The organism is Pseudomonas sp. SP16.1, from assembly GCF_052682975.1.
In genome coordinates this window covers 4,202,251-4,220,770 of sequence record NZ_JBQYFZ010000001.1, presented here as the reverse complement: position 1 = coordinate 4,220,770, position 18,520 = coordinate 4,202,251, and the positions used below count along the sequence as shown (strand labels likewise).

15 protein-coding genes and 1 pseudogene are annotated in these 18,520 nt (G+C 66.9%); 10 read left to right on the top strand and 6 right to left on the bottom strand.

Features of this window, described 5'->3' with window-relative positions; genetic code table 11:
* Window positions 1-102: 102 nt before the first annotated feature.
* The 5 genes from dadA to ACUTAF_RS19910 all read left to right on the top strand — a co-directional run bounded on the left by dadA (window position 103) and on the right by ACUTAF_RS19910 (window position 4,316).
* Window positions 103-1,401, top strand: a complete 1,299-nt coding sequence (gene dadA, locus ACUTAF_RS19930) for a D-amino acid dehydrogenase (RefSeq protein WP_445581611.1) — start codon at window positions 103-105, stop codon at window positions 1,399-1,401.
* 37 nt (window positions 1,402-1,438) lie between these two features.
* Entirely contained in the window at window positions 1,439-1,789 is a 351-nt protein-coding gene (locus ACUTAF_RS19925) for a RidA family protein (RefSeq protein ID WP_445581610.1), read from the top strand.
* Window positions 1,790-2,050: 261 nt separating this feature from the next.
* Complete coding sequence (gene alr / locus ACUTAF_RS19920; RefSeq protein WP_445581609.1) at window positions 2,051-3,124, top strand: alanine racemase; 1,074 nt, start codon at window positions 2,051-2,053, stop codon at window positions 3,122-3,124.
* Between the two features lie 116 nt (window positions 3,125-3,240).
* The gene (locus tag ACUTAF_RS19915) at window positions 3,241-3,789 is read left to right on the top strand and encodes a cupin domain-containing protein (RefSeq protein ID WP_445581608.1); all 549 of its coding nucleotides are present in this window, start codon (window positions 3,241-3,243) and stop codon (window positions 3,787-3,789) included.
* Between the two features lie 113 nt (window positions 3,790-3,902).
* Entirely contained in the window at window positions 3,903-4,316 is a 414-nt protein-coding gene (locus tag ACUTAF_RS19910) for a c-type cytochrome (protein WP_445581607.1), read from the top strand.
* Window positions 4,317-4,574: 258 nt separating this feature from the next.
* Here the strand turns inward: ACUTAF_RS19910 and ACUTAF_RS19905 are convergent, their stop codons facing one another.
* From ACUTAF_RS19905 to rep, 3 genes are all read right to left on the bottom strand, one after another.
* Window positions 4,575-5,147, bottom strand: a complete 573-nt coding sequence (locus ACUTAF_RS19905) for a xanthine phosphoribosyltransferase (RefSeq protein ID WP_445581606.1) — start codon at window positions 5,145-5,147, stop codon at window positions 4,575-4,577.
* Between the two features lie 134 nt (window positions 5,148-5,281).
* Entirely contained in the window at window positions 5,282-5,764 is a 483-nt protein-coding gene (locus tag ACUTAF_RS19900) for a UPF0158 family protein (RefSeq protein ID WP_445581605.1), read from the bottom strand.
* Window positions 5,765-5,980: 216 nt separating this feature from the next.
* On the bottom strand, window positions 5,981-7,990 hold the full coding sequence (rep, locus tag ACUTAF_RS19895) for a DNA helicase Rep (RefSeq protein ID WP_445581604.1): 2,010 nt from the start codon (window positions 7,988-7,990) through the stop codon (window positions 5,981-5,983).
* A 176-nt stretch (window positions 7,991-8,166) separates the two neighbouring features.
* Here rep and ACUTAF_RS19890 point away from each other — a divergent pair, with 176 nt between their 5' ends.
* Together ACUTAF_RS19890 and ACUTAF_RS19885 are read left to right on the top strand one after the other, a co-directional pair.
* Window positions 8,167-9,828 (top strand): putative bifunctional diguanylate cyclase/phosphodiesterase, encoded by a 1,662-nt coding sequence (locus ACUTAF_RS19890; RefSeq protein WP_445581603.1) that lies wholly within the window; start codon window positions 8,167-8,169, stop codon window positions 9,826-9,828.
* Between the two features lie 226 nt (window positions 9,829-10,054).
* Entirely contained in the window at window positions 10,055-11,728 is a 1,674-nt protein-coding gene (locus tag ACUTAF_RS19885) for a putative bifunctional diguanylate cyclase/phosphodiesterase (RefSeq protein WP_445581602.1), read from the top strand.
* 80 nt (window positions 11,729-11,808) lie between these two features.
* Here the strand turns inward: ACUTAF_RS19885 and ACUTAF_RS19880 are convergent, their stop codons facing one another.
* Window positions 11,809-13,194, bottom strand: coding sequence for a NorM family multidrug efflux MATE transporter (locus ACUTAF_RS19880; protein ID WP_445581601.1), 1,386 nt, complete (start codon window positions 13,192-13,194; stop codon window positions 11,809-11,811).
* 140 nt (window positions 13,195-13,334) lie between these two features.
* On the opposite strand from ACUTAF_RS19880, the gene ACUTAF_RS19875 reads away from it, so the two are divergent.
* A complete protein-coding gene (locus ACUTAF_RS19875) occupies window positions 13,335-14,252 on the top strand; it encodes a LysR substrate-binding domain-containing protein (protein ID WP_445581600.1) in 918 nt (305 codons plus the stop codon).
* A 52-nt stretch (window positions 14,253-14,304) separates the two neighbouring features.
* On the opposite strand, the pseudogene ACUTAF_RS19870 reads toward ACUTAF_RS19875, so the two are convergent.
* Window positions 14,305-15,797: pseudogene (locus tag ACUTAF_RS19870) on the bottom strand (YifB family Mg chelatase-like AAA ATPase).
* A gap of 66 nt (window positions 15,798-15,863) precedes the next feature.
* A complete protein-coding gene (locus ACUTAF_RS19865; protein WP_445581599.1) occupies window positions 15,864-16,124 on the bottom strand; it encodes an accessory factor UbiK family protein in 261 nt (86 codons plus the stop codon).
* A 410-nt stretch (window positions 16,125-16,534) separates the two neighbouring features.
* Between ACUTAF_RS19865 and glnK the strand changes: the two genes are divergently transcribed.
* Both glnK and ACUTAF_RS19855 read left to right on the top strand, forming a co-directional pair.
* A complete protein-coding gene (glnK, locus tag ACUTAF_RS19860; RefSeq protein ID WP_003096476.1) occupies window positions 16,535-16,873 on the top strand; it encodes a P-II family nitrogen regulator in 339 nt (112 codons plus the stop codon).
* Between the two features lie 329 nt (window positions 16,874-17,202).
* The gene (locus ACUTAF_RS19855) at window positions 17,203-18,453 is read left to right on the top strand and encodes an ammonium transporter (protein WP_445581598.1); all 1,251 of its coding nucleotides are present in this window, start codon (window positions 17,203-17,205) and stop codon (window positions 18,451-18,453) included.
* Window positions 18,454-18,520 lie beyond the last annotated feature (67 nt).

Below are 18,520 nucleotides of genomic sequence, written 5' to 3'. Positions count from 1 at the left end.
GCCATGTATATGGTGAAAAGCACTGCTCGGCTCTCCCTATACTGCGCCCATCGACAACTCTGGTCTTTGACGTCCGTGCTCTGGCGCGGCGGGGAGAAAAGCATGCGTGTTCTGGTTCTCGGCAGTGGTGTGATCGGTACCGTCAGTGCGTACTACCTGGCCCGTCAGGGCCATGAGGTGGTGGTGGTCGACCGTCAGGACGGTCCGGCCATGGAAACCAGCTTCGCCAACGCAGGCCAGGTCTCCCCCGGCTATGCTTCGCCCTGGGCCGCCCCGGGCATTCCGCTGAAGGCCATCAAGTGGCTGCTGCAGAAGCACGCCCCGCTGGCGATCAAGGCCACCGGCGACATCGACCAGTACCTGTGGATGGCGCAGATGCTGCGCAACTGCACCGCCGGCCGCTACGCGGTGAACAAGGAGCGCATGGTGCGCCTCTCCGAGTACAGCCGCGACTGCCTCGACGAGCTGCGTGCCGAGACCGGCATCAGCTATGAAGGTCGCCAACTCGGCACCACCCAGCTGTTCCGCACCCAGGCCCAGGTCGATGCCGCGGCCAAGGACATCGCCGTGCTGGAAGCCTCCGGCGTGCCCTTCGAACTGCTCGACCGCGACGCCATCGCCCGCGTCGAACCGGCCCTAGCCGGGGTCAAGCACAAGCTGGCCGGCGCCCTGCGCCTGCCCAACGATCAGACCGGCGACTGCCAGATGTTCACCACCAAGCTGGCGGACATGGCCAAGGCGCTCGGCGTCGAGTTCCGCTTCGGCCAGAACATCCAGCGCCTGGAGGCCGTCGGCGACCGCATCAACGGCGTATGGATCGACGGCAAGCTGGAAACCGCCGACCGCTACGTGCTCGCCCTCGGCAGCTACAGCCCGCAGCTGCTCAAGCCGCTGGGCGTGCGTGCGCCGGTCTATCCGCTCAAGGGCTACTCGCTGACCGTGCCGATCGTCAACGCCGCGATGGCGCCGACCTCGACCATCCTCGACGAGACCTACAAGGTGGCGATCACCCGCTTCGACGGCCGCATCCGCGTCGGCGGCATGGCCGAGATCGCCGGCTTCGACCTGTCGCTCAACCCCAAGCGTCGCGCCACCCTGGAAATGATCACCGCCGACCTCTATCCCGAGGGCGGCGACCTGCGCCAGGCCGAGTTCTGGACCGGCCTGCGCCCGGCCACTCCGGACGGCACGCCGATCGTCGGCGCCACCGCCTACCGCAACCTGTTCCTCAATACCGGCCACGGCACCCTGGGCTGGACCATGGCCTGCGGCTCCGGTCGCCTGCTCGCCGACCTGATCGGCAACAAGCGCCCGCAGATCAGCGCCGAGGGCCTGGATATCTCGCGTTACTCGGGCAAGACCCGCGAACTCGAGGCCGCGCCGCAGCCGCTGCGTACCTGATAGGCTGCGCCGCCCCGAAATCAAGGAGATTTGCAGCATGAGCATCCAGCGCCTGCATGTGGAAAAACGCTACAGCGAAGTGGTGATCCACAACGGCACCGTCTACCTCGCCGGCCAGCTGGCCGACGACTTTAGCGGCGACATCCGCCAGCAGACCCGCGAGACCCTGGCCAATATCGACCGCATGCTGGCCGAGGCAGGCAGCGACAAATCGAAGATTCTTTCCGTGACCATCTACCTCAAGGACATGGACGCCCACTACGACGGCCTCAACGCCGAGTACGACGCCTGGGTCGCCGAGGGCGCCGCAGCGGCTCGCGCCTGCGTCGAGGCGAAGATGTACAAGCCCGAGGTGCTGGTGGAGATGATGGTGGTGGCAGCCCTTTGAGGCGAGCACCCACCGGGTCGTCGAATTTTTTGTGGTCCGCCATCCCTGGCGGCCACCCTCCGGGCCGTCGCGGAGCGACGTCAACAATTTCTCCCGGAAATTTTTGTGTTGGCTTTTCGCCCGGCTGTCCCGCCGGGCTTTTTTTGACTGGTAGCGCGTAGCCCGGATGCAATCCGGGGCCATGGCAACGAATGACTCCCGGATGGCATCCGGGCTACGCCAAACACCTCGCCTCGGCGAAGTATCGAGAGACCGCGAACCATGCGTCCTGCCCGTGCCCTGATCGACCTCGACGCCCTGCGTCACAACTACCAACTGGCCCGCGAGCTGAGCGGCGCCCGCGCCCTCGCCGTGGTCAAGGCCGATGCCTACGGGCACGGCGCGGTGCGTTGCGCCCAGGCCCTGGAAAGCGAGGCCGACGGCTTCGCCGTGGCCTGCATCGAGGAGGCGCTGGCCCTGCGCGAGGCCGGCATCCGCGCGCCGATCCTGCTGCTGGAGGGCTTCTTCGAGGCTGACGAGCTGGCGCTGATCGAGCAGCACGAGCTGTGGTGCGTGGTCCACGCGCTGTGGCAGGTCGAGGCCATCGAACGCGCCAGCCTGCGCAAGCCGCTGACCCTGTGGCTCAAACTGGACTCGGGCATGCACCGCGTCGGCCTGCACCCGGCCGACTACCAGGACGCCTACCGCCGCCTGCTGGCCACCGGCAAGGTGAGCAAGATCGTGCTGATGAGCCACTTCGCCCGCGCCGACGAACCCGAATGCGAGCGCACCGCCGAACAGCTGGCGGTGTTCCAGCAGGCCCGCGAAGGCCTGGCCGCCGAGGTCAGCCTGCGCAACTCGCCGGCCCTGCTCGGCTGGCCCCAGGTGCCCAGCGACTGGGTGCGCCCCGGCATCATGCTGTACGGCGCCACCCCCTTCGAGCAGGCGCAGGAGCAGGCGGCGCGGCTCAAGCCGGTAATGACCCTGGAGTCGAAGATCATCAGCCTGCGCGAGCTGCCGGCCGGCGAGCCGGTGGGCTACGGCGCGCGCTTCGTCAGCGAACGGCCGACCCGCGTCGGCGTGGTCGCCATGGGCTATGCCGACGGTTACCCGCGCCATGCGCCGACCGGCACGCCGGTGGCGGTGGACGGCCAGCTCACCCGCCTGATCGGCCGGGTGTCGATGGACATGCTCACCGTCGATCTCACCGACCTGCCGCAGGTCGGCATCGGCAGCCGGGTGGAGCTGTGGGGCCGGCAGGTGCTGGCCAGCGACGTGGCCCTGGCCGCCGGCAGCATTCCCTATCAGCTGTTCTGCAATGTGCGGCGGGCGCCGCTGCTCTATCTCGGCGGTTGACGCAGCTCGCCGGGACGGGCGGTGTAGGCGAGTGTGAACGCCAGTGTTGTAAATTCCGAACGCTGTGCCATGATACGGACACTTTTTCCGCATCTGCCCCAGGGGGGACACCAGCATTGGACGTCGGCGTTCGACTGCAATCGATTCGTAAGCTCAAGGGCCTTTCCCAGCGTGAACTCGCCAAGCGGGCGGGGGTCACCAACAGCACCATCTCGATGATCGAGAAGAACAGCGTGAGCCCCTCGATCAGCTCGCTGAAGAAGGTGCTCGGCGGCATTCCCATGTCGCTGGTGGAGTTCTTCTCCCTCGATCTGGAGCAGGAGAACCAGGCCCAGGTGGTCTACCGGGCCTGCGAACTGACCGATATCTGCAGCGGCGCCATCACCATGAAGCTGATCGGCAAGGCCCATCCGAGCCGCGCCATCGCCTTCCTCGACGAGACCTATCCGGTCGGCGCCGATACCGGCGACGAGATGTACGCCCATGAGGGCGAGGAGGCCGGCATGCTGGTCGAGGGCAAGCTGGAGCTGACCGTGGGCAGCGAGGTGTTCATCCTCGAGCCGGGTGACAGCTACTACTTCGAGAGCAGCAAGCCACACCGCTTCCGCAATCCCTTCGACGTGCCGGCGCGGCTGATCAGCGCCACCACGCCGGCGAACTTCTGATCAATAACCCTGCGACAATCTGGGTTGTTTCGGCTCGCCCGGCTTGCCGTTATACTGTCGCCCGCTCGCGAAACCGTGGCCGCGGGCGTGACTAGCCACGATGAGGGTGTACCGTGAATCTGATTAAAAAAATGCTGGCGGCACCGGCTGCCGTATTGGCCCTGTGGGCAGTGACTGCTCAGGCCACGACCGATGAAGCCATCGCCGAACGCCTCAAGCCGGTCGGCGAAGTGTGCATCATGGGCGAAGAATGTAAGGGCGTCGGCGCCGTCGCCGTCGCTGCCGGCGGCGCGCGTACCGCCGACGACATCATCGCCAAGCACTGCAACGCCTGCCATGGTGCCGGTGTGCTGGGCGCGCCGAAGATCGGCGACAGCGCCGCCTGGCAAGCCCGTGCCAGCAATGGCATCGACGGTCTGCTGGCCAATGCCATCTCCGGCATCAACGCCATGCCGCCGAAAGGCACCTGCGCCGACTGCTCCGACGACGAGCTGCGCGAAGCCATCCAGAAGATGTCCGGCCTGTAGATCGCCGCAGCGCTTCGCCAGAAGCCGCCTCCGGGCGGCTTTTTCGTGTCTGCTGGTTGGCCGGCATGCGCAGTCGGCAATGCCCGCTGCCGGGCCGTCCAGGCAAGCATTGGCCCTGGACATCACCAGAACTGCCTGACGTCGCGGGCCCAGGCCGTCGCGCGTGCCGATTGGCTCGGTGGCTCGATCCCCCGCAGCGCAGGGTGCGGAGCCCCTCGGAGCCCTCACGCGCACGGGGGCGAGGGAGTAGGGACGGGATCAGTCGAGAAAGGTCACCCGACCGCCTTCGAGCGAGGCGATGCGCGCCAGCGACTCGACCTGGAAACCCTGGGCATCGAGCTCGGCGCGGCCGCTCTGGAAGGATTTCTCGATCACCACCCCGATACCGGCGATGCTCGCGCCGGCCTGGCGGATCACGTCGATCAGCGCGCTGGCGGCATGACCGTTGGCGAGGAAGTCGTCGATGATCAGCACGTGGTCGGCGGCGGTCAGGTGGCGTGCCGACACGGCGATGGTGCTCTCGGTCTGCTTGGTGAAGGAGAACACCTTGGAGATCAGCAGGTCGCTCTTGAGTGTCAGCGACTGGAACTTGCGGGCGAAGATCACCGGGATGCCCAGCTCGAGACCGGCCATCACCGCCGGGGCGATGCCGGAGGCCTCGATGGTGACGATCTTGGTGATGCCCTGGCCGGCGAAGCGCCGGGCGAACTCGTGGCCGATCTGCTGCATCAGCTGCGGATCGATCTGGTGATTGAGAAAGGCGTCGACCTTGAGCACCTGGTCGGAGAGGACGATGCCCTCGCTGCGTATCTTCTGTTTCAAGGATTCCATGGCGCTTCCCCGGCCAGCCGAAAGCGGCGGATTTTCTCTCAAAATGCCCTGCAATGTGTAGTGATACCTAGGGCTGCCCGACAGTCGTAACCCTCTGATCGGTCGGACAGGTTCTCCAGGCGTGCGGGCCCCTGTCAGGCGCTCTTGGTCAGGCGCCGCAGGATGTCCTTGGGAATGCCTCGCGTATCCAATGGCAGCTTGTCTGGCGCAGGTTCCAGGCCCAGTTCGTAGAGCCAGTTGAGGGCGAACTCGCGCAGTTGCTTGAGCTCGAAGGCCAGCCACTGCTCGCGCAGCGCTGGAAAGGCGTCGATCTCGTAGTCGAACGAGCGCAGCGGCTTGCGGCCTGTCAGCGCGGCGCCGAGCAGTGGATGGGCGTGCAGATCGTCGAGGGTGAACAGGAACGACTCGCGCATGGCCACGCGCTGCGCCACGTCGAGATTGGGTATCCGCATATAGCGATCCGGTTCGAGCTCCACTTGCTGGCGCTCGTCGCTGTAGTGATCTTCCGGCGCCAGAGTCAGGATGCTACCGCTTTCCAGGTCCAGCCAGTTTTCCTGTTGTTCACGGCCATTGATCAGCTGAGTCAGGGCATCGAGGTCGAGCGTGAATGTGCGCATGGTTGCTGCCCCTGTTTCCGAACGATGTTTTCTTTCTGACTGGCAAACATGACGAGGGTGCCAGTGGCATTGAAGTGGTGGGCTGAAGCCCACCCTACGCTATGCATGAGCGGGTAGGGTGGGCTTCAGCCCACCGAACAACCCGACCATACACCAGAGCGGTAGGGGGGCCGGGCGGCGATCCGTTTTAGCCCACCAGACAGCAAGACCCGGGTTTCAGCGCTTGAGCAGCGCCCGCATGTTGGCCAGGGCGTCGTTGCCGCGCGCCGCCTTGACCTCCACCGGCGCGTCCTCCTGGCCTTCCCAGACCAGGTCCTCGGGCGGCAGTTCGTCGAGGAAACGGCTCGGCGTGCAGTCGATCACCTCGCCGTACTGCTTGCGCTTGGCGGCGAAGGTCAGCGCCAGGTTGCGCTTGGCGCGGGTGATGCCGACGTAGGCCAGGCGCCGCTCCTCCTCGATGGTGTCGGCCTCGATGCTGGAACGGTGCGGGAGGATCTCCTCCTCGAAGCCGATGATGTACACCGAGGGGAATTCCAGGCCCTTGGAGGCGTGCATGGTCATCATCTGCACGCCCTCGGCGCCCTCTTCCTCCTCCTGCTGGCGTTCGAGCATGTCGCGCAGCACCAGCTTGCCGATGGCGTCCTCGATGGTCATGTCGCCGTCTTCGTCGCGCTCCAGGGTGTTCTTCAGCGCATCGACGAGGAACCAGACGTTGCCCATGCGCGCCTCGGCCACCTTGTCGCTGGAGGCGTTCTGGCGTAGCCAGTTCTCGTAGTCGATGTCCATCACCATGCTGCGAATGGCGGCAATCGGGTCGTTCTGCGCGCACTGCTGGCGCACGCCGTCCATCCAGCGCTTGAAGCGCGCCAGGCGTTCGCTGAAGCGGGCGTCCAGATGCGCGCCGAGGCCGATTTCGTCGCTGGCGGCGTACATCGATATGCCGCGTTCGCTGGCGTAGTTGCCGAGCTTCTCCAGGGTGGTCGAGCCGATCTCGCGGCGCGGCACGTTGATCACGCGGAGGAAGGCGTTGTCGTCGTCCGGGTTGACCAGCAGGCGGAAGTAACTCATCAGGTCCTTCACCTCCTGGCGGGCGAAGAAGCTGGTGCCGCCGGACAGGCGATAGGGAATCTGGTGGTGCTGCAGCTTCAGCTCCATCAGCTTGGCCTGATAGTTGCCGCGGTAGAGGATGGCGAAGTCGCTGTACGGGCGCTGGGTGCGCAGGTGCTCGGTGAGGATCTCCAGCGCCACCCGCTCGCACTCGGCGTCCTCGTTGCGGGTGCGGATCACGCGGATCTCGTCGCCGTGGCCCATCTCCGACCACAGCTGCTTCTCGAACACGTGCGGGTTGTTGGCGATCAGCACGTTGGCGCATTTGAGGATGCGGCTGGTCGAACGGTAGTTCTGCTCCAGCATCACCACTTTCAAGGACGGGTAGTCCTCCTTCAGCAGCATCAGGTTTTCCGGGCGCGCGCCGCGCCAGGCGTAGATCGACTGGTCATCGTCGCCGACCACGGTGAACTGGTTGCGCATGCCTACTAGCAGCTTGACCAGCAGGTACTGGCTGGCGTTGGTGTCCTGGTATTCGTCGACCAGCAGGTAGCGGATGCGGTTCTGCCATTTCTCGAGGATGTCGGCGTGCTCCTGGAACAGCTTCACCGGCAGCAGGATCAGGTCGTTGAAGTCCACCGCGTTGTAGGCCTTGAGCGTGCGCTGGTAGTGCAGGTAGACGATGGCGGCAGTCTGTTCCTTCGGATTGCGCGCCTTGGCCAGTGCTTCGTCGGGCAGGATCAGGTCGTTCTTCCAGCTGTCGATGAGGTTCTTCACCTCGTCGGCACCGTCGTCGCCGGCGTACTCCTTCTGCATGATGTCGCTGAGCAGCGCCTTGATGTCGCCGTCGTCGAAGATCGAGAAGCCGGGCTTGTAGCCCAGGCGTGCGTACTCCTTGCGGATGATGTTCATGCCCAGGTTGTGGAAGGTCGACACGGTCAGGCCGCGCGCCTCGGCGCCCTTGAGCAGGCTGCCGACGCGCTCCTTCATTTCGCGCGCGGCCTTGTTGGTGAAGGTCATGGCGACGATATGACGGGCCTGGATGCCGCAGTTCTGCACCAGGTGGGCGATCTTGCGCGTGATCACGCTGGTCTTGCCGGAACCGGCGCCGGCGAGCACCAGAAGCGGGCCGCCGACGTAGTTCACGGCCTCTTGTTGCCGGGGATTCAGTCGGGACATGGGATACGGGGCAGCGGATGAATGGCCGGCGATTCTAGCAGGATGCACCCGGCTTGACCGTGGCCGCGCCGAGCGGCCTTGCGCTGTTGTAAAGAGGTGCGTAGATTCTGGCGCTTAATTAGCGAAATGCGGCTATAAGTTAAAGTGATTTCTTAAAAGCGTGCTGCGGAGGTTCCGTGTCCTGCCAAAGCGAGTTCAGTCGGCTCCTGGTACTGACGACGGACGACCATTGGGTCGGCCTGCTCGATGCGTTACTGGGCGAGCTGCCGGAGCCGGTCTGGCTGTTCGCCGCCAGCAGTTGGCACGACGCCGAACGCATCTACCGCCAGCATCTGCCGGACCTGATGTTCTGCACCCCGCAATGCCAGCCCGCCGCCGATCACTGCCCGCTCACCCCCATCCTGCTGCTCGATCAACCTCCTCTCGAGGCGCCGCGCGATGCCCAGGACTGGCTGGCCCGTGACAGCCTGACCAGCGAGGTACTGCGCCGCTGCCTGGAATACAGTCGACAGCGCCAGGCTCTGCAGACCCTGGCCGAGCGCGATCCGCTCACCGGCATCGCCAACCGCCAGGGCTTCCAGAGCCTGCTGCACAAGCGCCTGCAGGTCAACCGTGGCCGCGGTCTGCTGCTCGGCTATCTCGATCTGGACAACTTCAGCCACGCCAACGACAGCCTCGGTCACCAGGCCGGCGACCAGCTGATCCAGCAGGTCACCGAGCGCATCCGCCTGCTGCTCGAGCCCGGGGACGGCCTGGCGCGGGTGGGCAGCGACGAGTTCGCCCTGCTGCTGGACGTCAGCCGCTCGGCCAAGCGCGTCGAGCCCATGGCCCAGGCGCTGATGGAGTCGCTGGCCGAACCCTACTGGATCAATGGCGAGAGCCTGACTCTCGGCTGCAGCCTGGGCCTGGCCTACTGCCGCGCCGGCGAGGACGCCGACCCCTTGCTGTGGCATGCGCACATGGCCATGCAGCAGGCCAAGGCGCGCGAGGGCTGCACCTATCACCTGTACGACGAGCGCACCTCGAGCGAGGCGCGCAGCATCGCCGACCTCGAGAGCGAGCTGCGCCGCGCCCTGCGCCGTGACGAACTGGAGCTGCACTACCAGCCACGGATGAACCTGGCCAGCGGCGCCATCGTCGGTCTCGAGGCCCTGGTGCGCTGGCGCCACCCGACCCGCGGCCTGCTCTACCCGCAGCACTTCATCCCGCTGGCGGAACAGAGCGGCCTGATCATCCCGCTCGGCTATTGGGTGGTGGCCCGCGCCCTGCGCGACCTGGAGTGGCTGATGCAGCACCAGCTGCCGTTGCACATGGCGGTCAACCTGTCATTCAGCCAGTTCCAGGACAGCCAGCTGCTGCCAACCGTGCAGCGCCTGATCGAGCGTTGCGGGGTCGATGGCGGCTGGCTCGAATTCGAACTGACCGAAACCGCGGTGATGCGCCGCAGCGACTACGTGCTCGACACCATGCGCACCCTCGGCGAGCTGGGCGTGCGCTTCTCCCTCGACGACTTCGGCACCGGCTTCTCTTCCTTCGTCCACCTGGCCAGCCTGCCGATCACCCTGCTCAAGCTGGACAAGAGCTTCGTCTCCGGCATGGCGGTGCATGACGAGCAGTGCCGGCTGGTCAACGCCATGATCAACCTGGCGCGCAACCTCGGCCTGGAGGTGGTCGCCGAGGGCGTGGAGACCGAGGCCGAGTTGGAGCTGCTGCGCCAGTTCGGTTGCGACCAGGGCCAGGGCTACCTGATCAGCAAGGCGCTGCCGCTGGCCGAGCTGCAACAGTACCTTCGCGGCCGCATCGCCCGCGCCGGTCAGCTGCAGTCGATTTCCGCCTGACCCCTCCGAGAGGCGCGAGCCAGCGCCCTCGCCACAGAATCTGAACTCACTCACAGTTCCGCGCGCGGCGCTGGTGAGCGGGCGCGCACTTGGTTAGCTTGTCGGCACAGTGACGGTGTCTCGACCGCACATCGACGCAGGATGCGCCGAGATAAATAATCAGCGCCGGTACCTGGCGCCGCCGTGATCGCCGCTGGCGCTCACGCCTGTGTTCCGGGGAAGCTCAGTGTCCGATTCCGTCGAACCCATGCGTTTGATACTGCTGACCGAGTCCGGCGAATGGCTGCAGCGCCTGCGCCGGGCCGTCGAGGCGCTGGACGAGGCGCCGGGGCTGATCACCGCGCCGTCCTGGGCGGCCGCCAGCAGCCTGTTCGACGAGGGCGGCCAGGGCCTGGTGTTCTGCACGCCCGACTGCCAGCCGGAAGCCGAGACCTGCGCCCTGCCGGTCGTGCTGCTGCTGGACGCCGAGCCCGCCGCGGAGCCCGCCGGGGCCTGCGACTGGCTGCTGGCCGGCAGCCTGGATGCCGAGGTGCTGCGCCGCTGCCTGCGCTACGTGCGCCAGCAGGGCAATCTCAAGCGCACCCTGCAGCGCCTGGCCGAGCAGGACCCGCTGACCGGCATCGCCAACCGCCAGGGCTTCCAGACCCTGCTCGCCGCGCGCCTGGCCGAGTGCGGCGGGCGCGGCCTGGTGCTCGGCCATCTCGATCTGGACAACTTCCGCCACGCCAACGACGCCCTCGGCTTCCAGGCCGGTGACCACTTGATCCTGCAGGTGGTGGCGCGCCTGAAGGGGCTGCTGCAGCCCAGCGACCAGCTGGCGCGCCTGGGCGGCGACGAGTTCGCCCTGCTCCTCGACAGCCGTCGCGACCCGCAACGCGCCGAGCGTCTGGGCGAGCGCATCACCGAGGTACTGGCCGAACCCTACTGGATCGACGGCGAGAGCCTGCTGATCGGCTGCAGCCTCGGCCTGGCCCATGCCCGCGCCGACGAGGGCGCGGACCCATTGCAGTGGCACGCGCATATCGCCATGCAGCAGGCCAAGAGCCAGCAGGGCTGCGTGTTCCATGTCTACGATGAGCGCATCAACCGCAGCGCGCGCAGCCAGACCGACCTCGAAGGCGAATTGCGCCGCGCCCTGCGCCGCGACGAACTGGAACTGCACTACCAGCCGCGCCTGTGCCTGCAGAGCGGGCGCATCGTCGGCCTGGAGGCACTGGTGCGCTGGCGGCACGAGGAGCGCGGCCTGCTGGCGCCGAGCGAATTCGTGCCACTGGCCGAGGAAACCGGGCTGATCGTGCCGCTCGGTTACTGGGTCATCGCCCGCGCGTTGCGCGACATGCAGTGGCTGCGCGGGCGCGGCCTGCCGGCCCTGCACATGGCGATCAACCTGTCGTTTCGCCAGTTCCAGGACGGCCAGCTGCTGCCGACCCTCAGTCGGCTGATCGACGAGCGCGGGGTGGATGCGCAGTGGCTGGAATTCGAGCTGACCGAGACCGCGGTGATGCGCCGCAGCGACCAGGTGCAGCAGACCATGCTGGCGCTGGGCCGCCTCGGCGTGCGCTTCTCGCTGGACGACTTCGGCACCGGCTTCTCCTCCTTCGTCCACCTCAACAGCCTGCCGATCACCCTGCTGAAGATCGACCGCAGCTTCGTCGCCGGCATGGGCGCGCGCGCCGAGAACCGCCAACTGGTGCGGGCGATGATCAACCTGGCGCACAACCTCGATCTGGAGGTGGTGGCCGAAGGGGTGGAGAGCATCGAACAGCTCGACCTGCTGCGCCAGTTCGGCTGCAACCAGGTGCAGGGCTACCTGATCAGCAAGGCGGTGCCGCTGAGCGAGCTGGCCCGCTTTCTACTGTTCGGCCTGCGCCAGCCGCTGCTGAGCGGAACGCCATCGTAAGAACGGTCTGTCTGCGCATGCATAGGGCCGATGCAACCCGCCTGACGCCCTAGGGTGCGTCGCGCGCACCGCCTCTACCATCAGGACAGGCAAACCTCGCCGCCTAGCTTGTCCGGCCGCTGCAAGCGAGCCGTCTTCCACTGAAAGCCCAGCACCAGGCCGCTCGCGGTGACCGCCAGGCCAGCCGCCAGCCCCCACCAGACGCCGGCGGCGCCCCAGCCGAGGGCGAACGCCAGCAGCCAGGCCAGTGGCGCACCGACGCACCAGTAACCGCTCAGGCCGATCAGCAGGGTGGTGCGACCGTCGTTCAGCCCGCGGATCGCGCCCATGGCGATGCTCTGCAGGCCATCGAACAGCTCGAACCAGGCGGCAACCGCCAACAGGCTCACCGCCAAAGTGACGATCTCGGCGAAGGCCGGGTCGTGGCGGTCGAGAAACAGGCCGATGATCGATTCCGGTAGCAGCCAGAACAGCAGGGCGAACAGCAGCATCAACGCCGCCCCCAGGGCCATGCCCAGATGGCCGCTGAGGCGCGACAGCTGCAGGCGCCCGGCGCCGTAATGCAGGCCGACGCGAAAGGTCACGGCGTAGGACAGCCCCTGCGGCACGATAAAGGCCAGCGCTACCGTCTGCATGGCGATCTGGTGGGCCGCCAGCTGCACGCTGCCGAGGGCGCCCATGCACAGGGTGGCGAAGGTGAACAGCCCCTGCTCGGCGGCATAGGTGCCGCCGATGGGCAGGCCCAGATGCAGCAGGGCGCGCATCTCCGCGCGCTGCGGACGGCCCAGGCCGCTGCGCAACCTGTAGAGGCGGTAGGGAGGGGCGAGCAGGATGTACAGCGCCAACGCCAGGGCCATGCCGCTGCTGACCAGCGCGGTGGTCATGCCGATGCCGCTCAGGCCCAGGCTGGGCAGGCCGAACCAGCCCTCGATCAGCGCATAGTTGATGACGAAGTTGGCCGCCGTGCCGACGATGCTGATGGCCATCACCGGGCCGGGATGGCCGATGGCGCTGGTGAAGCCGCGCAACGCCATGAAGCACAGATAGCCGGGCAGGGCCAGCGACAGCGGGTGGAGAAACTCCATGGCCAGGCTGGCGGCGTCAGGCGCCTGGCCCAGGCGCGGCAGCAGCGGGCCCAGACCGTTGAGGCACAGTGCGCTGACGATGCCCAGCAGCAGGGCCAGCCACAGACCGTTCTGAATCAGGCGGGTGACCCCGCGCGGGTCGCCGGCGCCATGGCGGATGGCGACCAGGCTGCCCACGGCGGCGATCACCCCTGTGCAGAAGATCGAGAAGATGAAGTAGCAGGTGGCGCCCAGCGCGCCCCCGGCCAATTGCTGCGGACCGAGCAGCGCCATCATCAGCGTGTCGGTGAAAATCATCAGGGCATGGGCCAGTTGGGCGGAGATCAGCGGGCCGGCCAGGCGCAGCAGCGCGCCCAGCTCGTGGCCAAGGGCATTCTTCATGATGAGTAAAACTTCGGCAGAGGAGGCATCCCCCGATCTGTCAGGGGATAGGTGATTAAGGCTATTCTCTGGTTCGAGCTGCGTAGCCACAAAAGGAAAATAGCCATGTCAGGCATGATTGAAACTCATGCAATGAAGCAATGAACCGGCGCCTGCCGCCGCTCTACGCCCTGCGCGCCTTCGAGGCGGCGGCGCGGCATGCCTCCTTCACCCGCGCCGCCGAGGAGCTGGCCATCACCCAGAGCGCGGTGAGCCGGCATATCCGTACCCTCGAGGAGCACTTCGCCTGCCGCCTGTTCGAGCGCCGCGGCCGCAGCCTGCAGCTGACCGACCCGGCGCGCGCCCTGCTGCCCGGCCTGAGCGACGGCTTCGATGCGCTGGAACGGGCCTGTGGCGCACTGCGCGCCGACGACGGCGTGCTGCGCCTGAAGGCGCCCTCGACCCTGACCATGCGCTGGCTGCTGGCGCGGCTGTCGCACTTTCGCCTGGCCTACCCGGACAGCGAGGTGCAGCTGACCAGCGCCTGGATGGACGTGGACAAGGTGGACTTCCGCCACGAGCCCTTCGACTGCGCGGTGCTGCTGTCCGACGGTCAGTTCCCGGAGGAGTGGGACAGCGTGCTGCTGTTCGAGGAATGGCTGATCCCGGTCTGCGCTACCGCGGATGCCGCCGATGGCCCCTGGCCGCTGGCGCGCCTGCAGGCGGCCGAACAACTGCACCCGACCCCGGACCGCCGCGACTGGCGGCGCTGGTTGCAGGCCACCGGCTTGAGCGAGCAGGTGCCGCTGAAGAGCGGCCAGCTGTTCGACATGCTGGAACAGGGCATAGTCGCGGCGGCGCGCGGCTATGGCGTTTCGATTGGCGATCTGCTGATGGTGGCCGAGGACGTGCAGGTCGGCCGCCTCGGCCTGCCCTGGCGGCAGGCGGTCTGCAGCGGCGACAGCTACTACCTGGTCTGGCCCAGGACGCACCGCGCCCAGGCACGCCTGCAAAGGCTGCGCGACTACCTGCTGGCCGAGGTGGCGGCGATGCGCCTGCCGGAGGTGGAGCGGTTGTAGGGCAAGGGGCTGGTACCGCGTTCCTTGGTGCGCACGGCCTAGTGGCAAGCGCTCATCCCATCCCAGGCCGATACTGCAGCGCCTCGGCCAGATGCGCGCGGGCAATCTGCTCCTCGTCCGCCAGGTCGGCCAGGGTGCGCGCCACCTTGAGCACCCGGTGCGCGGCGCGCAACGACAGGCCGAGGCGTTCGCAGGCGTTTTCCAGCCAGTGACGGTCGGCCTCGTTCAGCGCGCAGTGGCGACGCAGCCCGGGCAGGTCGAGGAAGGCGTTGGCCACGCCCTGACGCTGCAGCTGGCGCTGGCGGGCGCTCGCCACCTTGGCGGCGGCCTGCGCGGTGCTTTCGCCGTCCTGGGTCGGCACCTGCAGGGCGGTGCTTTCGCGCGCCACGGTCAGGTGCAGGTCGATGCGGTCGAGCAGCGGCCCGGACAGCTTGGCGCGGTAGCGCTGGATCTGCTCCGGGGTGCAGCGGCAGCGGTTGCTCGGATCGCCCAGGTAGCCGCAGGGGCAGGGGTTCATCGCCGCCACCAGCTGGAAGCGCGCGGGGAAACGCACCTTGTCGCGGGCCCGGGCGATGACGATATGACCGCTCTCCAATGGCTCGCGCAGCACTTCCAAGACCTTTCTGTCGAACTCGGGCAGCTCGTCCAGGAACAGCACGCCCTGATGCGCCAAAGTGATCTCGCCGGGCTGCGGGCGACTGCCGCCACCGACCAGCGCCGGCCCCGAAGCACTGTGATGGGGCGTCCTGAACGGTCGCTGCGGCCAGTGCTGCAGCGGCGCGTGACTTGCCACCGAGTGGATCGCCGCCACCTGCAGCGCCTCGTTCTCGTCCAGCGGCGGCAGCAGCCCGGGCAGGCGGCTGGCCAGCAGGGTCTTGCCGGTGCCTGGCGGGCCGCTAAGCAGCAGGTTGTGCGAGCCGGCGGCGGCCACCAGCAGGGCGCGCTTACCGCGAGCTGGCCCTGCACCTCGGCCAGGTCCGGATAGGGCAGGCTCTGCCGCAGCAGCCCCTGCGCCTCATAGGGCGCGATCGGCGCCGTGCCGTTGAAGTGCGCGGCGACCTGCAGCAAGTGATCGACGGCGATCACCGTCAGCCCCGAGGCCAGGCTGGCTTCCTCGGCATTGGCCGCCGGCACCAGCAATGTGCGTCCGGCGGCGCGGGCGGCCAGTGCGGCCGGCAGCACGCCCTGCACCGGGCGGACCTCGCCGGACAGCGCCAGTTCGCCGAGGCACTCGCAGTCCTGCAGGGCGGCGGCCGGCACCTGGCCGCTGGCGGCGAGAATGCCCAGGGCGATGGCCAGGTCGAAGCGTCCGCCGTCCTTGGGCAGGTCGGCGGGTGCCAGATTGAGGGTGATGCGACGGTTGGGGTAGTCGAAGGCGGCGTTGAGGATGGCGCTGCGCACGCGGTCCTTGCTTTCTCGGACCGCGGTTTCCGGCAGGCCGACCAGGGTCAGCGCCGGCAGGCCGCCGGCCAGGTGCGCCTCGACGGTGACGGCCGGGGCTTCGACGCCGACCTGGGCGCGGCTGTGGACGATGGCCAGGGACATGATCACTCCTTGATCGATCCCGCCGGCTTGGCGCTGGTTCGCTGAGGAACGAACAGGCGCTCTGGCTCAGTCGGCGGACGGGTTGAGCTTGGCTTCCAGCTCGGCAACCTTGGCTTCCAGCGCCTCCAGGCGGGCGCGGGTACGCGCCAGTACCACCATCTGGCTGTCAAACTCCTCGCGGCTGACCAGCTCCAGCTTGCTGAAACCGCTCTGCAGCAGGGCCTTGAACTGGGCTTCCAGTTCCGCGCGCGGCAGCGGGCTGTCGCCGCCGAACAGGCGCGAGGCGTGGCTACTGAGGGTGTCGAGCAGGGCTTTGGGCGGCAGCATGATCGGGTTCCGGATACAGACGGCCGGCAGTGTAGCACGGGGGCGATGGCGGGGCGTTTGCCGGCGTGTCGCACAATTTTTGAGCACTGCCAGGGCGCATGCCGCACCAAGTTTGTGCGGTGGCGCCTGGCGAAACACCGCCTCGGCGACCAGGAAATGGGCTAAGGCCTTGAAGCGCGGCGTTTTTAGGGGAACTGGCAAGCTTTCTGCTTAGGGCCTAGCGACGCATGCACCGATGCAGTACCGGTGCGTTAGACGGAGCGCAGGCGTGTTTCGTCGGGAGCGGTTGGTGCGCATCGGCCATTGCCGGGATGGGGCGGTCGGTGCATTACAAAAGCCAGACACTGCGCTTAGACTTGAGCCGGGTTCGCAATTCCTGGGGCAAGTCACCTTACACGGGAGAAAGTTTCATGAAGCTAGTCACTGCCATCATCAAGCCGTTCAAGCTGGACGACGTGCGCGAGTCGCTGTCGGAGATCGGCGTGCAGGGCATCACCGTCACCGAAGTCAAGGGCTTCGGTCGGCAGAAGGGCCACACCGAGCTGTATCGCGGCGCCGAGTACGTGGTCGATTTTCTGCCCAAGGTGAAGATCGACGTGGCCATCGCCGACGATCAGCTCGACCGCGTCATCGAGGCCATCACCAAGGCGGCCAACACCGGCAAGATCGGTGACGGCAAGATCTTCGTGGTCAACCTGGAACAGGCGATCCGTATCCGTACCGGCGAAACCGATACCGACGCGATCTAAGCCTCCGAACCCAACGCCCCAGGAGTAAACCCATGACTCTGCGAATTCTCGCAGGGCTAGGAGCCCTTTTGTCCCCGTTTTTCGGCGCTGCGCCGCGTTCGAGGACGAGTGCCGGGGTTGGCGAGCACCTCGCCACCCAGCTGTGCCTGACCCTTTCAGGTCTCGCGCTCCCCCTAGTGATGGGCATGCCTGGCCGCGTTGCCGCAGGGGCGGTATCAGCGATCCAGACCGAGCGTGGCAATTACCTGTAAAGCATGCGGAACGCGACCGGAGCCAACCCGGGCGTCTTAACCGAACAGCGCACTATAAGCGCCGGCAAGAGGTGAAAAATGGACAACACAGCATTGACTGCATTGCAGTACGGCTTCGATACCTTCTACTTTCTGATTTGCGGTGCCCTGGTGATGTGGATGGCGGCAGGTTTCGCCATGCTCGAATCCGGCCTGGTGCGCGCCAAGAACACCACCGAGATCCTCACCAAGAACATCGCCCTGTACGCCATCGCCAGCGTGATGTACCTGGTGATCGGTTACCACATCATGTACTCCAGCCCGGAAGGCGGCATCCTGCCGAGCCTGGGCTTTCTGATCGGCGACGAGAACAGCGTCGAGTCGGTGCTCGCCGGTGGCGACGATGCGCCCTACTACTCGTCCCGTTCGGATTTCTTCTTCCAGATCGTGTTCGCCGCGACCTGCATGTCGGTGGTCTCCGGCGCCGTGGCCGAGCGCATGAAGCTGTGGGCCTTCCTCGCCTTCGCCGTGGTCATGACCGGCTTCATCTACCCGGTTCAGGGCTTCTGGAAGTGGGGCTCGGGTTTCCTCAACGAAGCCGGCTTCCTCGACTTCGCCGGTTCCGGCGTGGTGCACATGGCCGGTGCCGCCGCCGCACTGGCTGGCGTGCTGCTGCTCGGTGCGCGTAAGGGCAAGTACGGCGCGGGCGGTCAGGTCAACGCCATTCCCGGCTGCAACCTGCCGCTGGCCACCCTCGGCACCTTCATCCTGTGGATGGGCTGGTTCGGTTTCAACGGTGGCTCGCAGCTGAAGATGAGCACCATCGAGGACGCCAACGCCGTGGCCCAGGTGTTCGTCAACACCAATATGGGCGCCGCCGGCGGCCTGATCGCGGCGATGATCGTGGCGCGCATCCTGTTCGGCAAGGCCGACCTGACCATGGCCCTGAACGGCGCCCTGGCCGGCCTGGTGGCTATCACCGCCGAGCCGCTGACCCCCAGCGCCCTGCAGGCGACCCTGATCGGCGGCGTCGGTGGCGTGCTGGTGGTGTTCTCCATCCTCGGCCTGGACAAGCTGAAGATCGACGACCCGGTCGGCGCCATCTCGGTGCACGGCGTGGTCGGCATCTGGGGCCTGCTGGCGGTGTGCCTGACCAACGGCGACGCCTCGCTGGGCGCCCAGCTGCTGGGTATCGGCTGCATCTTCGCCTGGGTCTTCGTCGCCAGCCTGATCGTCTGGAGCATCATCAAGGCGGTGATGGGCCTGCGCGTCAGCGAAGAGGAAGAGTACGAGGGCGTGGATCTCGCCGAATGCGGGATGGAGGCCTACCCGGAATTCACCAACAAGTGACGCTCCGGTAAATCGCAAAGGGCGCCTACGGGCGCCCTTTGTTTTTTCTGGCGGCGCGCTAGAATGC

What these genes read in the sequence shown, in the direction of transcription:
- ACUTAF_RS19925 (WP_445581610.1), top strand. Translation starts at nt 1,439, where the DNA reads ATGAGCATCCAGCGCCTGCATGTGGAAAAACGCTACAGCGAAGTGGTG.
- alr (WP_445581609.1), top strand. Translation starts at nt 2,051, where the DNA reads ATGCGTCCTGCCCGTGCCCTGATCGACCTCGACGCCCTGCGTCACAAC.
- ACUTAF_RS19875 (WP_445581600.1), top strand. Translation starts at nt 13,335, where the DNA reads ATGAACCGGCGCCTGCCGCCGCTCTACGCCCTGCGCGCCTTCGAGGCG.
- dadA (WP_445581611.1), top strand. Translation starts at nt 103, where the DNA reads ATGCGTGTTCTGGTTCTCGGCAGTGGTGTGATCGGTACCGTCAGTGCG.
- glnK (WP_003096476.1), top strand. Translation starts at nt 16,535, where the DNA reads ATGAAGCTAGTCACTGCCATCATCAAGCCGTTCAAGCTGGACGACGTG.
- ACUTAF_RS19855 (WP_445581598.1), top strand. Translation starts at nt 17,203, where the DNA reads ATGGACAACACAGCATTGACTGCATTGCAGTACGGCTTCGATACCTTC.
- ACUTAF_RS19905 (WP_445581606.1), bottom strand. Translation starts at nt 5,147, where the DNA reads ATGGAATCCTTGAAACAGAAGATACGCAGCGAGGGCATCGTCCTCTCC.
- ACUTAF_RS19900 (WP_445581605.1), bottom strand. Translation starts at nt 5,764, where the DNA reads ATGCGCACATTCACGCTCGACCTCGATGCCCTGACTCAGCTGATCAAT.
- ACUTAF_RS19880 (WP_445581601.1), bottom strand. Translation starts at nt 13,194, where the DNA reads ATGAAGAATGCCCTTGGCCACGAGCTGGGCGCGCTGCTGCGCCTGGCC.
- rep (WP_445581604.1), bottom strand. Translation starts at nt 7,990, where the DNA reads ATGTCCCGACTGAATCCCCGGCAACAAGAGGCCGTGAACTACGTCGGC.
- ACUTAF_RS19865 (WP_445581599.1), bottom strand. Translation starts at nt 16,124, where the DNA reads ATGCTGCCGCCCAAAGCCCTGCTCGACACCCTCAGTAGCCACGCCTCG.